Source organism: Brevibacillus borstelensis (genome assembly GCF_003710865.1).
Lineage (GTDB): Bacteria > Bacillota > Bacilli > Brevibacillales > Brevibacillaceae > Brevibacillus > Brevibacillus borstelensis.
On the sequence record NZ_RHHO01000005.1, the window covers coordinates 34,711 to 49,647 of the forward strand.

Here is a 14,937-nt window from a genome sequence, read left to right on the forward strand (position 1 = left end):
GCTGCCTGTCAGGCCTGGGCAGAAGCTTGCAGCAGGCTGCTCTTTTGCCGTACGTACTGGATCAGCTCTACACTCATTGCGTAATAGTTGAACGGCGTAATCAGATAGATGCCATTGAAGATCGGGATTGCTGCGTCGAGCAATTCTTTTGCCATCTTGATCCCCTCTTGTCTGGCCTCCTCGCCTTGCACCTTGCGCATGCGCGCCAGCGCTTCGTCCGAGAGCTTGATCCCCGGCACTTCATTGTGCAGGAACTCGGCATTCCGCTGGCTGGTCAGCGGCATGATGCCGATGAAGACCGGGATGTTGATGTGCTTCGTCGATTCGTAGACAAGCCGGATCGCTTCCGCATCGTAGACAGGCTGCGTCATGATAAAATCGGCACCGGCCTCCACTTTTTTCTCCAACCGTTTGATCGCCGCGTCGATCTGGCGAACATTCGGGTTGAAGGCTGCGCCCACGATAAACTGCGCCTTCTGTTTCAGCGGACGTCCCGAGAAGGATATGCCTTCATTCAGCTGCTTCACCATGCGGATCAGATCAAATGACGTGACATCGAACACCGAGCTGGCCCCTGGCAAATCCCCGAACCGGGACGGGTCCCCGGTCACGACAAGAACCTGGTCAATGCCGAGAGCGTGCAAGCCCATCAGATGCGATTGCTGCCCGATCAGGTTGCGGTCGCGACAGGCGATGTGAATCAGCGGATCCATCCCGTACTGGCTTTTCATGATCGCGCCGAGCGCCATATTGCTCATCCGCACATTGGCCAGCGAGTTGTCGGCCAGCGTTATCGAATCGGCCCCGGCCTTGTGCAATTCACAGCACCCTTGCAGGAAGCCCTCGGTATCGAGGTCCTTCGGCGGGTCGAACTCGACGATAATCGTCGTACCTGTTTTCACTCGCTCGACGATGCTGGGCTTTTGTCTGTCCCTGACATTGTAAGACGACAGGGAGGGCCGTTCATTTTCCGTCTCCGAAGGATTCACCCTCACCTGCGGTGCGAGTCCATGCAGCGCGTCGGCCATCGCCTTGACGTGCTCCGGCGTCGTACCGCAGCAGCCCCCCAAGAGACGGACGCCTTGTTCTCTGAGCCGCTTTGCGCTTTCCGCAAAATACTCCGGCGAAGACTTATACGCGTACTCTCCATCGGTCAAGCCGAGCCGTCCCGCATTGGGAAACGCGGAAAGAAGCGTCCCCTCCGGCACCTGGACCCGCTCGTATGAACGCAGGATTTCGGCCGGACCCAAGCGACAGTTCAAACCGACGATGTCAGCTCCAGCCTTTTGAAGCAGCGAGAACGCCTCTGTCAGGGTGTAGCCATCGCGTGTACGGCCCACCTCCAGCGTTGCCAGTTGGCAGATCAGCGGCTGATCTGTCAGCGGCCGGATGACGTCGATTGCCAGCAGCAGCTCCTCGACATCGAGGAACGTCTCCAGAATCAGGCCGTCGACACCTGCATGGATCAGGGCAATTGCTTGCTCTTCGAACTGGTCGCGGAACTCATCCATCGCCTTCTGTCGGACCCGCCCCGCCAGAATCGAGCCAATGCTGCCGATCACAAAGGCATCTGCCTTCGCTGCTTCGCGGGCAATCGCCACAGCAGCCCGGTTGATCCGCGTCACTTTATGCTCCAGGCCATAACGGGACAACGCATCCCGATTGGCACCGAATGTGTTTGTTTCCAAAAGCCGCGCACCGGCGTCGTAATACGCCTTGTGCACATCATGCACGAGCTGGGGGTTGGAGAGGCACAGCTCTTCGAAGCTGACGCCGACCGGCACACCTGTCCGGTACAGCTGCGTCGCCATCGCCCCATCCCCGATCAGCAGATTGTCTTGCAAATATACGCGCAAATCTTTTTTATTCGCTGACAAAATCCATCCCTTCTCTCCATAACATCTCGACCTTACAATTCAAAAACGGATGGGCCCGCATTGAAATACCGCGCCTCCGGATGAGAAAACACCATCGCTGTTACAGAGGCCTCCGGTTCCATCATGAAGCCTTCCGTCAACTGAATGCCGATGTCCTCCGGCCGCAGCAGGCGGAATAACTGGGCCTGATCTTCGAGGTTGGGGCATGCCGGGTATCCGAAAGAAACGCGGATGCCCTGATAACGCGCGCCGAATCTCTCCAGCATCGTCATTTCCGCAGGGTCCGGGAAGCCCCAGCTATCCCGCATCACGTGATGAACCCGCTCGGCAAATGCCTCGGCCAGCTCCAGCGCCAGCGCCTGCAAGACGTGGGATCGGAGATAGTCGCCCTTTTGTTTCAAACGTTCCGATTGTTCTCGAATGCCGCTGCCCGCCGTGACCGCCAGGAATCCGACATAGTCCATTTCGCCGCTTTCCACGGGCCGCAGGAAGTCCGACAGACAAAGGTACGGCTCCTCTGGCTGGCGCGGGAACCGGAAGCGTTCCAAGACCCGCGAATGATCCTTGGCGTCGTAGATCAAGATCTCGTCTCCATTCGCCTGTGCGGGGAAGAACTGATAGATCCCGTTTGCTGTTATCGAGCCTGCCTGTACTGCTTCCGCAAGCAGCTCCTGCACCAGATCGTGAAGCTCCGTCACCTTCTCGTCTCCGCTCTCCAGCAATTTGTCCACATTTCCGCGAACGCCGAGATGCTTTCCGAGCAGCATCCGCAAATTGAGATACGGCCGGAGATGGCTCAGCGGATAGTTGCGGAGCACGTGCCGTTCACAATCGGGCGGGAGGTAGATCGGCTGTGTGCGGCTGACGGCGGAACGCTTCGGTTTGGACGGTTTTTCAACTTCGGGCGGGGCCTGGGCAGAAGCCGCAGCCTCGATTGCCTCCTGCTGCTCGGCCCGGAGCTTTTCTCTTGCTTCCGGGTCCTGCAGTCGATTAAACAGCTCCAGCCCGTCCATTGCATCCTTGGCGTACAGAACGATTCCTTTGTATTCGGGTGCAATCCGGTTGGACGTAAATTTACGTGTCAGTGCCGCTCCGCCTACCATCAGCGGCACGTCGATGCCAGCCTCGCGCAAATCCTGCGCGGTAATGACCATTTGCTGGGCCGATTTGACCAACAGACCGGACAGACCGATCGCATCCGGCTTCTCTTCGCGGCAAGCGGCGATCAGCTGCTCCGGCGGAACCTTGATCCCCAGATTGACGACTTCATAGCCGTTGTTGGAAAGGATGATCTCTACCAGGTTTTTTCCGATATCGTGGACGTCGCCTTTTACGGTGGCCAGCAAAATCTTCCCTTTTGCCGCCGACTCCGTTTTTTCCATAAACGGCTCCAGGAATGAAACGGATGCTTTCATTACTTCGGCGCTCTGTAGTACTTCGGCCACGATCAGTTGGTTGCTGTTGAACAGGCGGCCCACTTCTTCCATCCCGGTCATCAGCGGCCCGTTGATAATTTCCAGCGGCGCGTATTTTTCCAAAGCAAGCTTCAAATCTTCTACCAGTCCGTCTTTGGAGCCTTCGACGACATACCGCGCGAGTCTCTCTTCCAGTGGAAGCGAGGACACCTCGACTTTGGCTTCCTTTTTCTTTTGCCGGTAAAAATCGGTAAAGGAGGCAAGCGTTTCGTCCTTTGTCTCGAACAAAAGAGCTTCAGCCAGCTTTCTCTCTTCTTCAGGGATGGAAGCATAGCGCTCCAGCTTCTCCGTATTGACGATGGCATAATCGAGACCAGCGACTGTCGTATGGTAGAGGAAAACGGCATTCAGCACTTCCCGACCTGCGGCCGGAAGACCAAACGACACGTTGCTGACGCCGAGAATGGTCTTGCACTCGGGCATCGCTTCTTTGATCAGGCGAATGCCTTCTACTGTCGCCTTGGCAGAGCCGATGTACTGTTCGTCTCCTGTACCGACAGGAAACACGAGCGGGTCGAAGATGATGTCCCGCGGATTGACGCCAAACCGGTTTACCAAAAGGTCATAGGAGCGTTTTGCCACTTCCAGCTTTCGCTCGGCGGTGACAGCCATGCCGGTCTCGTCGATAGTTCCGACGACAACTGCGGCCCCGTATCTGTGGATCAAGGGCACGACTTGCTCGAACCGTTCGAGCCCGTCTTCGAGGTTGATCGAGTTGAGAATCGCTTTCCCTTGGGAATATTTCAACCCCAGCTCCATAACACGCGCATCCGTGGAATCGATCATGAGAGGCGCCTTTACTTTTTTCACAATATATTGAAGGAATTTTTCCATATCGCCGTACTCGTCGCGGTCCGGGTCGGCCAGACAAATATCGATGACATGAGCCCCCCGCTTCACCTGTGCCCTTGCGATATCGGAAGCCTCCTCGTATTGTCCGGCTGCGATCAGATCGCGAAATTTCTTGGACCCGATGACGTTCGTGCGCTCCCCGACCAGCAGCGGGCGGTTGTCCTGTTCCACGTAGACGACATCGATCCCGGACACGGCGCTGACTGCATGCTCTTGCCGGGCACGCGGCTTGCAGTCTTTCAAGGCTTCGGCCATCGCCCGGATGTGGTCGGGCGTGGTTCCGCAGCATCCGCCCGCCACATTGAGCCATCCTTGCTCGGCAAATGCCTTGACTTTTGCCGCCAGCCCTTGCGGAGTTTCGTGATAGTGGCCGTTCTCGTCCGGGAGACCGGCATTGGGATAACAGCTCACGGCACAGTCTGCAAGACCGGATAGCGTGCGGATATGGTCGCGCATGAACTCGGGACCGGTCGCACAGTTCAGCCCGATGCTGACAGGCTTGAGGTGCTCAAGCGAGACGTAGAACGCTTCGATGTTTTGTCCCGCCAGCGTCGTGCCCATCGGCTCAATCGTCCCCGAAAGCATGACCGGCACTTCCGTCCCCAGCTCATCAAAAGCCTTGCGTATGCCGATGCCGCCCGCTTTTACGTTCAGCGTATCCTGCGAGGTTTCCAGAAGCAGCACATCCGCTCCCCCGATCAAAAGCCCTTTTGCCTGGCGGTAATACGACTCGACCAGCTCGTCAAAGGTGACCCCGCCCGTCAAAGAAAGCGTCTTGGTCGTCGGGCCCATCGCCCCTGCCACAAAGCGAGGCCACTCAGGCGTGGAATAGGCATCTGCGGCCTCGCGAGCGATTTTGGCAGCGGCGATGTTGATCTCCAGGTCCTTTTCCGCCACGTCATACTCGGCCAGGACGATGGACGTAGCGCCAAATGTATTCGTCTCGATAATATCGGCACCCGCCTCCAGGTACTTTTCATGGATCGAGCGGATGACGTCCGGCCGGGTCAGGTTCAACAGCTCGTTACAGCCGTCGTATTCCTCTCCGCCGAAGTCCTCGGCAGTCAGGTTGGCTTGCTGCAGCATTGTTCCCATCGCGCCGTCCAGTATCAGAATTTTTCGGTAAAGCTGTTCGCGAAAATTCGGTTTCATGGCAGACTCCTTTTCTCAAAGCAGATCATCTCAGATAAACAAAAAACCTCTTCTGTGTGCAGAAGAGGATTTGTCCGCGAATACGATACGCCTGACGCATCCTCTCATCTTTCAAAGCACACGGCTTTGCTGGAATTGGCACCTGAAAATTCCGGTTGCCGAGGCTTCATCGGGCCAGTCCCTCTGCCTCTCTGGATAAGAGATGTCGCTTTTTTATTCGATTCGTTCCAGTAATTGCAAGGTTTGAAAGTATCTTAACACCCCCCCTCCCCCGCGTCAATGAAGAAATTGTCCGTATCCACGCAAGTCCGGCGCCCATATTTGCCCCATATAGTCAATCGCCCACACTCTTCATGACTCCCGTGTATAGACTAAAGCATATCGGAAAGGAGGAAAACGACATGAGTACATCCTACTGCGGAAACAATATCTTCGGTGACAGCTTCGCCCTAGTGCTCGTTCTGTTTATCCTGCTGGTCATCGTAGGGTGCAATAACGACTGCTAAGCAGCTGCTTGAAAAAGGGGCCTGGAATCCAGGCTTCTTTTTTCTTGTCCAACAGGTGCACTTTGAAGAAATCAAGCAATCACTTGCCAAATCGGCACAGATTATCAAAAAACATCGTCTTCCCGGCTGTACAATAGGAGTAGCACATCTGGGAAATGGAGGCAGGTATGGATCACTACGAGCGGATTCAATGCGCAATCGAATTTATCGAAAAGCATCTTCAAGAGGAGGTGAATATCGCGGATATTGCCGCGGAAGCCTGTTTTTCCGCCTTTCATTTTCAACGGCTGTTTCAAGCGATCTCCGGTTTTTCGGTTCACGAGTACATACGAAAAAGAAGGCTGAGCGAGGCCGCCGTTTTGTTGAAACAGACGCAAACAAGCATCCTTGATCTGGCTATCGCCTGCCAGTACGGCTCCCAGGAGGCGTTTACCCGTGCTTTTGAAGCTACTTTCGGCATCACCCCGGCCAAGTTCCGAAAGGCGAACATACCTATTTTCCTGCAAAAGAAGCTGGATTTTTTGGATGATCAAAAACGAGCAAAGGGAGAAATAAGCATGAACAAACCAAACATTGTGCAATTAAACAGCATTGCCATCGTCGGGTACGCCTACAAGACAAATCTGAACAACAAACGCTACTTTGAGGACATTCCCCGCTTCTATGCCGATTTCGGAAGGAATGGACACTATATGCGGATTCCCAACAAAGCCGCCCCTGACATGGCATACGGCATTTCGTGCGATTTCCAGGATAACGGCGACTTTACGTTCATCGTCGGCGAAGAGGTAAAAAACTTGGATGGCGAGCTGGAGGATGGCTTTGTCCACTGTCTGCTTCCGGCAGGGAAATACGCCGAATTCAGGGTGATCGGCTCTGTCCAAAATACAAGAACCTATATTTACGGCACCTGGCTTCCGAATTCCAACTACGAGCGAAGAGAAGGACCTGATTTTGAAATAACCGATGTCCGCCAGTCCGTGTACCCGGATCAAATGAAAATAAAAATTTACATACCGATCGACTAGTGTTCCAGCTCCAGTCCGCCCGCTGTCCCCGCTCATTGTCAATCCATGCCCCTTTTGCTATGATGAGGTCGAAGCCAAGCAAAGGAGCGAAACGCTTTGGATCCACTACACCCTTGTGACAAGCACGAATTCCTATCGCGTATCGAAACGGTAAAAGAACTGGAACAAACCGACTTCGAGACATATTCTGTCGTGAAAGACAGCGAAAATGGCCAACACTATCTCCGGTATTCCTTTACACATATCAATCTGTCCGAAGGGGGCAGGCGCGACGAATTCGACCACTTCCTGCCGCTTGAATCGGACGATGTTCTCGCGATTCTGTTCGGAGAGCAGGCTTATCAGTTTCCGGACAACTGGAAAACCGCCTATCTTCGCAGCGGCACGGATGAGCGGCTGATGCCATTCGACCCGAGTGAAAATCACGATCTGGAAAAGGACGCGGAGGCGGAGTTGGCTTTGCTCAAGAAGCTGCAGCAGTTCAAGCAGCAATGGAATGCTGCCGAAGACAAAGAATCGCTGACCCGCGACCTGTTTCGCGATCTCGATGCGATCATAAAAAAAGCGGATGATTGAGTTGCGAAAGCCGCATCCTTTTCGCTATAATGGATGAATCATAAAGGATCGATGATGAGGAAAGTACTCCGTCAAAATGCCCAAGCGAGCCGGGGATGGTGTAAGCCCGGTGCAGGATGACGGCAGGAATCGCACCTCGGAGATGCTGTCTGATTGCCCGGTTTATCTCTGGAGCAAGTAAGGCAGCCGGGTCTGCCCGTTATCGCAGAACAAAGCGGCTGTGCTGCCCGAAATGTAAAGGCTGCATGGCAAAAAGAGTGGCACCGCGGGAGAATACCTCTCGTCTCTTGATCAATCAGAGACGCAGAGGTTTTTTTATTTTTCATGATGAAGGGAGTTTGCATCACTATGAGTTACAAGCATCAAGTGGCTGAGATGATTTCTGCAGCCCTTTCCAAGCAAGGCGTAGATACGCTGGGGGCCGAGCAAGTGCGCAACATGCTGGAGACGCCTCCGAATCCGGCCATGGGCGATATCGCCTTCCCTTGCTTTCAACTGGCAAAGGCACTTCGCAAAGCGCCTCCTGTGATTGCAGCCGAGCTTGCCCCGCTTATCTCGGGTACGCCGGTTCGCGAAGTCCAGGCAGCTGGCCCGTACGTCAATATTTTTCTCGATCAGCAAAGTGTCGCAGCAGAGGTAGTAGGCACCATCCTCTCCGCAGGAGCCGCTTACGGCAGCCGCGACATCGGCAAAGGGCGGAAGGTTCCGATCGATCTTTCTTCTCCCAACATTGCCAAGCCGTTTTCCATGGGGCATCTGCGCTCTACCGTGATCGGAAACGCGATTGCCAACATCATGGAAAAGCACGGTTACCAGCCGGTCCGCATCAACCATCTGGGCGACTGGGGCACGCAGTTCGGCAAGCTGATCGTGGCGTATCGCCTGTGGGGCGACGAAGCAAAAGTAAAAGCGGAGCCAATCAAAGAACTGCTCAGCCTCTATGTGCGCTTCCACGAAGAAGCGGAGAACGATCCGTCTTTGGAGGATCAAGGGCGCGAGTGGTTTAAAAAGCTGGAGGACGGAGACGCAGAAGCGCTCCACCTGTGGCAGTGGTTCCGCGATGAATCTCTGAAGGAGTTCATGAAGATTTACGATCTGATGAACGTTTCCTTTGACTCGACACACGGCGAAGCATTTTACAACGACAAGATGGATCGCGTCGTCGCCATGCTGGAGGAAAAAGGCCTGCTGACGGAATCGGACGGCGCCATGGTCGTGACGCTGGATGAATACGACATGCCGCCAAGCCTGATCAAAAAATCGGACGGCGCCACGCTGTACGCGACGCGTGACCTTGCTGCTGCCCTCTACCGCCATGAAACCTACGACTTCGCCAAAGCGCTCTATGTCGTCGGAAACGAGCAACGCCTTCACTTCCAACAGCTCTACAAGGTACTGGAGAAAATGGGCTTTGAGTGGGCAAAGGAAATGCATCACATTCCGTTTGGCATGATGCTGAAGGACGGCAAGAAAATGTCCACGCGCAAGGGCAAGGTCGTCCTGCTGGAAGAAGTGCTGTCCCAGGCGATCGAAGACGTCAAGAAAGTGATCGAGGAAAAGAATCCTGGTCTCGCCAACAAGGAAGAAGTCGCCCGCCAGGTTGGCGTCGGGGCCGTCATCTTCCACGACTTGAAAAACTATCGTCTCAATGACATCAATTTCTCCTGGGAAGAGATGCTCACCTTTGAAGGCGAAACCGGTCCTTACGTCCAATACACGCACGCACGCGCTTGCTCCCTGCTGAGAAAAGGCGGCTATGTACCGTCCGCAGCGGTAAGCTTGCCTCAGGATGCGCTGGACAGCAAGGAAGCCTGGGCAGTCGTTACGCTTCTGAATGCATTCCCGGAAGTGATAGACCGCGCTGCCAACGGCTTTGATCCTTCGCAAATCGGGAAGTACGTGATCGACCTCGCGCAGGCCTTCAACAAGTTCTACGCAAACGTCCGCATTCTGGCCGAGGAGGACGCTGTGAAAAATGCGCGTCTCCAGCTCGTAGCGGCTGTTGTTACGGTCTTGAAGGAAGGGCTCCGCATTCTCGGACTCGCAGCACCGGAAGAAATGTAAGAAAACAAGCAAAACCGCCGATGCATTATGGGATCAGTCCCATGCAATGCGTCGGCGGTTTTTTTCGATTGCCGGCCTTCCATCCGGTGCTAGCCTTCCATCCGGCTTGTCAGGAGTCTTGTCGCGGGGCTGGTCCGGAACTTGTAAACGTACCCGCCCCTTTTAACAGTACATGTCTTTGATCGGCCAGCGCTGCTTTTTTATTCTTCTTTCTTTGCATTTTTCCCAAACCAAGTCTTGCCCAGAAGCTCGACGACTAGTTTGGAGAGCGACACCGGCTGTTCCTTTTCATTTCCGGACGCATCCACGAGGCGGTACAGCATCGCCTTGTCATCGGCCGGGTCGGATTTGGTTTCCAGTGTGCAGTCTCCGATATTCCCTGCCTTGGTCCACTCTTCGATCATGATCTGATATTCGCCGGGGGCAAGCTCGATATAGTCATCCTCGGTTACATCAATGATGGCATAGCCATCGTGCTCAATTTCCGCATCGTATGTATGTCCGTTGGCTCCCTGGTAGAGGGCGAGCTCTTCGGGATTGTTCAGGTTTTCCTGCAGGGAAGAAAAATCTTCGATCGTTACTTTCACTCGTCTTATCACGTATGTTCCTCCTTGGTTCGACACACAACTCTTCATTCCTCACTCTACCACACGGGTCGCTCCTTTTTCCACACCGAAGACTCCATCTCTCTGCTCTGCCAGCCGGCGAACCAGCGAAATTTCCTCCTGGTGACCTCCATCCGCCGGTGCCGGGGTTTCCAAAATGAACGGGATGTCCGCTAGCTCAGGAGTTTGCAGGAATGCTGCGAACGCCTCCAACCCGATCTCACCCTTGCCGATAGGAGCATGTCTGTCGCGGAAGGAGCCGCTCGGATAAACGGAATCGTTCAAATGAACAGCGACAAGTGATGAAAAATACCCCGCGTTTCGCATGTGAGCGCAAACCTCGTCCCAATCGTGTCCCCGCCACAGCCCACTGGCAAAAGCGTGACAGGTGTCCAGACAAAAACCCACCCGGTCAGGTGCCGCGAGCAAAGAACGCACCTGCACCAGCTCTTCGATGGTCGTCCCCATCCGGGTTCCCTGCCCTGCATTGTTTTCAAGCAGTATTTTCGCCTCTCCCCGCCAATCGCAGAGCAGTTCATCCAAAAGCCGGATCATCCGCTTGTATCCCTCGAGCGGGTCGCCACCCTTGCTGTGCCCGAAGTGAACGACTACACCGAGTGAACCGCATGCTTCCGCTATCTCCAGATCATTGCGGAGGTGTTCGACAGTCCGCTCGTATAGCTCCTCCTCTTCCACTGCAAGATTTGTCGGATACGACGTATGACCGATGGATAGCATGCCGTGTTCCTTTGCAAAGCGCCTGCACGAAGCTGCATCTTTGGCATCAAAGGTTTTTACGCCCATGCTCCTTGGATTCTTCGGGAAGTACTGAAAGCAGTTCGCTCCGATCGCCATTGCTGCCTTTGCCGCTCCTGCGTATCCGTTTCTGATACTGACGTGACAACCGACAAACATATTGCATCTCCTTCCCTCTGCTGATTAGTTGCAGTTTCCCCCACCTTTGTTTTTTTCAGTCTGCTGTCCTCTACGGGACCCGGTTTGTCATGCGCCTGCCTGTTGGATCATCTATCATTTTCGTTGCTTTTCCCCTGCAAGAAATGACTTGGGCTGAGGTCCTTATTTTGAGCAGTATTTGCAAGATTGACATTTCATTTTATTTCGATTAATATCCATCTTCAAATCCTATCAAAATGTTTCAGGAGGTACCCAATGCCGTCTCCATTTCCTGCTTCGAGCCAGCACCTGCTTTACTTTCCCGTAGAGGAGAGCGATTTCGATGAGCTGCTCTCCGTCTACAATTCCAACCCCGATTACATGGAGTATGCGTACGGCAAGCGGGAAGTCACTGTCCAAACAGTGGAATCGGACCACGCCGAGAATCTGGCGATGGAAGACTCCTACAGCATCTTGCTCCGTTCCCGCTCCACCCGCGATCTCGTCGGCATTGCCCAATTCATCCTGCGAAATCCTCGCGATGGCAATCCATGGCTCGGGCTCATCATGCTGCACAAGGACCACCAGGGAAAAGGATACGCTCAGCATTTTCTGGACACCTTGATTGCATGGTATAAAGAAAACGGCTACACGTCCCTTCATCTGGGCGTGTTGGATAAAAACCGAGGGGTAGTCCCGTTTTATGAAAAATGCGGATTCCGCGTCTATGAAGAACGGATGACCGAAAAGCTGGGACTGGTCATCTGCATGGCTTACGACATCAAATAGTGAGTGCAGCGGGAAATGTTGACTTTGACTTCGCATGGAAACGAAAAAGATGTATTTCCCTTGCCAAATCCGCGAAGTTGTTTTACCTTTAATCTATACCGAACGTTCAGTCTAGAAAAAGGAGTATCCGCCATGACACGCCGCCGTCTCGAAGGCGAAAAGACAAAGCAACATATCGCCGAAAAAGCAACAGAACTATTCGCCCAAAAGGGGTATGCCGCAACTTCCATCGAGGACATTTGCCTTGCAGCAGACGCAAGCAAAGGAAGTCTCTACTACCATTTCAAAAACAAGGAGCAATTGTTTCTCTATCTGCTGGAAAAGAATCAGCAGGAATGGGAAGAGAAATGGGCAAGGTACTCCGCTCCCTACCCCACAGCGACGGAGAAGCTGTATGCATTGGCTGACTTTTTCGTAGATGATTTTTTAAATCACCCGTTGAAAAAGGCTGCCGAGGAGTTCAGCGGCAGCAAGCTGGCTGAACCCGAAATTCTGGAGCAGGTCATCAATCTGACAAAAACAGCCCATCAAGTCTACATCCCCATTTTTGAAAAGGGCATTGAGGCAGGCGAGTTTGAAGCAGACGATCCGGCGGCCCTGGCCTATCTTCTGGACGGCTTTCTCAGCGGGGTATGCAGCGCAGCATACTACGACCACCCGGACCAGCTTCATACGTACATGCGAAAGTCTATTGATGTGTTCATAAAGGGGACGGGGAAAAAATAGCCCCTTTTTTTCGGCTATCATTAGACCGACCGTTCGGTTTGCAAAAGTTAGGAGGAACCTGAATGAAGGAGCTTTGGCGCAATCGCGTCTTTCTCATCGTCTTTTCTACCGATTTGCTGGAAAACATCGGCGTCTGGATCCGAAACATGGCGCTGCTCTTCTTCGTCATGGAAATCAGCGGCAACAACCCGACCGCCGTCTCGCTGCTGACTGCTATCGAGTATGTTCCCATTTTGTTGTTCTCCGTGATCGGCGGGGCACTGGCAGACCGCTGGGACCCGAAGCGGACCATGATTTCCGCCAATCTCCTCAGCTCGCTCTCCGTCTGCGTGATTGCCGTACTGCTTTGGAAAGGCTATTGGTCCGCTGTTTTTTTCGCTACCTTTGTCTCCGCTGTCGTTTCCCAATTCTCACAGCCCGCTTCCGCCAAAGTCTTTAAGATACACGTTCCGGAAGAACAGGTAGGTTCCGCCATCTCTGTTTCCCAAAGCATGGGGTCGCTGTTTATCCTTTTTGGCCCGATCGTGGGGACGTTTGTCTATGAGGCTTCCGGCGTCTATGTCTCCTTGTTTGCGATGGCCCTCTTGTTTCTCTTGTCCGCGTTCATGCTCTTGGGTTTGCCCTCGTCAAAGCGCGCTTCTTCCGTTAGTGACTCTCATGAAAAAACCTCGCTTCTGGCTGAGATCAAGGACGGCATTCGCTACGTCAGGCACCACTCGCATCTTAGGGGGATTGTGTGGCTGTTTGCCATGCTTGGACTCGGCTCGGGTCTGATCAATCCGCTGGAGGTCTTTCTCGTGACAGACCGCCTGCAGCTTCCGAAAGAATCCATCCAGTGGTTTACGGCTCTGGAGGGTGTCGGCATGCTGCTCGGAGGCATCCTCGCCTCCGCCCTGCACAGGCAGTTAAACGGAAAGCTGGTCATTCACGGCGCCATTGTCTTTTTTGCCGTCTCGGTTGTCGTTGAGGCACTTTCCACCTCTGCTCCGCTGACTGGGACGATGCGCCTGCTTTCCGGAGTGCTGCTGGCATTTTTGCAAATTGTACTCAGCATGAAGATGATTCATTTGGTAGCGGAAGAGTACGTGGGGCGTGTGAATGGCACCATGACACCGCTCTTTGTGGCACTGGTAATGATCAGTTCGTTTGTGGCCGGCCCGCTCATGGAGTTGACCTCTCTGATCACGGTCTTCTGCCTGTCAGGCTTCTTCCTGCTGCTTGGCTCCCTCGGGGTCAACAAAATTATGGAGGCAGAACCGCCACAATCACAATCAAACCAAGAACAACAACATCCGCTCTCGAAACCGAAACACCAGCAGTCTCTTGAAACCGAGCAGTTGTAACGCCAACAATAAAAACAGACTGTCCGGGATATGAAATGCTCCCATCGAGCAAACAGGTTTCATTAGCCGCTGCTCGATGGGTAGTCTTCAATCCGTACAGCCTTCCCTTTGGTAGGATTACCCTGTATTTCCTTTATTTCACGACCAATAGAGGCGTTTTCGTCCGGTAAATCACCTTGAAGGTGACACTGCCCATCAGCGTTCCGGCAATGCCGCTCATGCCGTGGTGGCCGAGGACGATTACATCTGCTTCTGTCTCTTGGGCAACTTCCTTGATCAGCGTAGCCGGGTCTCCGATCAACACTTTGCTCTCGTAAGGGACCTGTGCTTGCTCAAACAGCTCCTCGTATGGACGGATCGTCTGTTTCCCCCACGATTCCAGTGTTGCTGTATCCTCCCAGCCAATCCCGCAAACGCCTGCGTAAGCGACCGGAGGAATCACCGCGGTCAGAAGAACAAACCGGGTGCCATCCTCTTTGCCCATCCGGATGGCTTGCTGCGCTGCCTTCATGGCGTGGTCGGAGCCGTCGACTGCGATCAGTACCGTTTTCCACTTGTCGTTGATCTTCGCCGCCTCGGGCACTAAAAATACGGGAATCTCCACATCGTGGATTGTTGGATAGCTGACGCTTTGCATCAAATAGCCGGTCATCCGGCCGTATCCGTGGGTTCCCATGACGACAGCCGTATGGCCTTCGCGAGCTACTTCGACAATTACCTCATGCGGTTCTCCAAACTGAATATTCAGTTTGTACGGCACCTTTGCCTGCTCGACCAGCTCCACGATTTCTTTCAGGTCCTCTTTCGCTTCATCCAGCTGAAATTCTTGCACAGTCTTGTTTCCCAATTGATTGACAGCAAATCTGGATGAAAACGGTGGAATGACATGCAAGAGAGAGATTTCGTTATTTCCGTTCGTAAAAGCCAATGCAAACTTTACAGCTTGCAAAGACTGTGGAGTAGCATCTACCGGCACCAGAATCGACATTGTGCACCATCCTTTTCCTCGTCATCAGGCAATTGTGTCCGCCCTTTTCTGACTTCATTCTA

At 53.7% G+C, this 14,937-nt stretch carries 12 protein-coding genes, 1 riboswitch and 1 other annotated feature; of the genes, 7 read left to right on the forward strand and 5 right to left on the reverse strand.

What is annotated here, in order from left to right; genetic code table 11:
• Nucleotides 1–8 precede the first annotated feature (8 nt).
• Both EDM54_RS02710 and metH read right to left on the reverse strand, forming a co-directional pair.
• Complete coding sequence (locus EDM54_RS02710; protein ID WP_122957734.1) at nucleotides 9–1,877, reverse strand: bifunctional homocysteine S-methyltransferase/methylenetetrahydrofolate reductase; 1,869 nt, start codon at nucleotides 1,875–1,877, stop codon at nucleotides 9–11.
• Nucleotides 1,878–1,909: 32 nt separating this feature from the next.
• Complete coding sequence (metH, locus tag EDM54_RS02715; protein ID WP_024985157.1) at nucleotides 1,910–5,356, reverse strand: methionine synthase; 3,447 nt, start codon at nucleotides 5,354–5,356, stop codon at nucleotides 1,910–1,912.
• Nucleotides 5,357–5,457: 101 nt separating this feature from the next.
• Nucleotides 5,458–5,558, reverse strand: a riboswitch (SAM riboswitch).
• A gap of 199 nt (nucleotides 5,559–5,757) precedes the next feature.
• Between metH and EDM54_RS02720 the strand changes: the two genes are divergently transcribed.
• The 4 genes from EDM54_RS02720 (at nucleotide 5,758) to argS (ending at nucleotide 9,530) form a co-directional block, all read left to right on the forward strand.
• On the forward strand, nucleotides 5,758–5,862 hold the full coding sequence (locus tag EDM54_RS02720; protein WP_003387390.1) for a YjcZ family sporulation protein: 105 nt from the start codon (nucleotides 5,758–5,760) through the stop codon (nucleotides 5,860–5,862).
• 167 nt (nucleotides 5,863–6,029) lie between these two features.
• Nucleotides 6,030–6,890: an AraC family transcriptional regulator gene (locus EDM54_RS02725; protein WP_122957735.1), complete on the forward strand. Its 861-nt coding sequence runs from the start codon at nucleotides 6,030–6,032 to the stop codon at nucleotides 6,888–6,890.
• 96 nt (nucleotides 6,891–6,986) lie between these two features.
• Complete coding sequence (locus EDM54_RS02730; protein ID WP_003387392.1) at nucleotides 6,987–7,466, forward strand: hypothetical protein; 480 nt, start codon at nucleotides 6,987–6,989, stop codon at nucleotides 7,464–7,466.
• 42 nt (nucleotides 7,467–7,508) lie between these two features.
• Nucleotides 7,509–7,757, forward strand: a binding site (T-box leader).
• 57 nt (nucleotides 7,758–7,814) lie between these two features.
• A complete protein-coding gene (argS, locus tag EDM54_RS02735) occupies nucleotides 7,815–9,530 on the forward strand; it encodes an arginine--tRNA ligase (protein ID WP_003387393.1) in 1,716 nt (571 codons plus the stop codon).
• A gap of 200 nt (nucleotides 9,531–9,730) precedes the next feature.
• On the opposite strand, the gene EDM54_RS02740 is transcribed toward argS, so the two are convergent.
• Entirely contained in the window at nucleotides 9,731–10,129 is a 399-nt protein-coding gene (locus EDM54_RS02740) for a hypothetical protein (RefSeq protein ID WP_122957736.1), read from the reverse strand.
• A 39-nt stretch (nucleotides 10,130–10,168) separates the two neighbouring features.
• The gene (locus EDM54_RS02745) at nucleotides 10,169–11,050 is read right to left on the reverse strand and encodes a deoxyribonuclease IV (protein WP_003387395.1); all 882 of its coding nucleotides are present in this window, start codon (nucleotides 11,048–11,050) and stop codon (nucleotides 10,169–10,171) included.
• 255 nt (nucleotides 11,051–11,305) lie between these two features.
• Here EDM54_RS02745 and EDM54_RS02750 point away from each other — a divergent pair, with 255 nt between their 5' ends.
• The 3 genes from EDM54_RS02750 (at nucleotide 11,306) to EDM54_RS02760 (ending at nucleotide 13,887) form a co-directional block, all read left to right on the forward strand.
• Complete coding sequence (locus EDM54_RS02750; protein WP_003387396.1) at nucleotides 11,306–11,818, forward strand: GNAT family N-acetyltransferase; 513 nt, start codon at nucleotides 11,306–11,308, stop codon at nucleotides 11,816–11,818.
• Nucleotides 11,819–11,950: 132 nt separating this feature from the next.
• The gene (locus tag EDM54_RS02755; RefSeq protein WP_024985154.1) at nucleotides 11,951–12,544 is read left to right on the forward strand and encodes a TetR/AcrR family transcriptional regulator; all 594 of its coding nucleotides are present in this window, start codon (nucleotides 11,951–11,953) and stop codon (nucleotides 12,542–12,544) included.
• A gap of 62 nt (nucleotides 12,545–12,606) precedes the next feature.
• Nucleotides 12,607–13,887: an MFS transporter gene (locus tag EDM54_RS02760; RefSeq protein WP_003387400.1), complete on the forward strand. Its 1,281-nt coding sequence runs from the start codon at nucleotides 12,607–12,609 to the stop codon at nucleotides 13,885–13,887.
• 133 nt (nucleotides 13,888–14,020) lie between these two features.
• Here the strand turns inward: EDM54_RS02760 and EDM54_RS02765 are convergent, their stop codons facing one another.
• Entirely contained in the window at nucleotides 14,021–14,875 is an 855-nt protein-coding gene (locus tag EDM54_RS02765) for a universal stress protein (RefSeq protein WP_122957737.1), read from the reverse strand.
• Nucleotides 14,876–14,937 lie beyond the last annotated feature (62 nt).

Bases quoted from the DNA above. Each gene is read 5' to 3' on its own strand.
- metH (WP_024985157.1), bottom strand. From the start codon at position 5,356: ATGAAACCGAATTTTCGCGAACAGCTTTACCGAAAAATTCTGATACTG.
- EDM54_RS02720 (WP_003387390.1), top strand. From the start codon at position 5,758: ATGAGTACATCCTACTGCGGAAACAATATCTTCGGTGACAGCTTCGCC.
- EDM54_RS02725 (WP_122957735.1), top strand. From the start codon at position 6,030: ATGGATCACTACGAGCGGATTCAATGCGCAATCGAATTTATCGAAAAG.
- argS (WP_003387393.1), top strand. From the start codon at position 7,815: ATGAGTTACAAGCATCAAGTGGCTGAGATGATTTCTGCAGCCCTTTCC.
- EDM54_RS02745 (WP_003387395.1), bottom strand. From the start codon at position 11,050: ATGTTTGTCGGTTGTCACGTCAGTATCAGAAACGGATACGCAGGAGCG.
- EDM54_RS02750 (WP_003387396.1), top strand. From the start codon at position 11,306: ATGCCGTCTCCATTTCCTGCTTCGAGCCAGCACCTGCTTTACTTTCCC.
- EDM54_RS02755 (WP_024985154.1), top strand. From the start codon at position 11,951: ATGACACGCCGCCGTCTCGAAGGCGAAAAGACAAAGCAACATATCGCC.
- EDM54_RS02760 (WP_003387400.1), top strand. From the start codon at position 12,607: ATGAAGGAGCTTTGGCGCAATCGCGTCTTTCTCATCGTCTTTTCTACC.
- EDM54_RS02765 (WP_122957737.1), bottom strand. From the start codon at position 14,875: ATGTCGATTCTGGTGCCGGTAGATGCTACTCCACAGTCTTTGCAAGCT.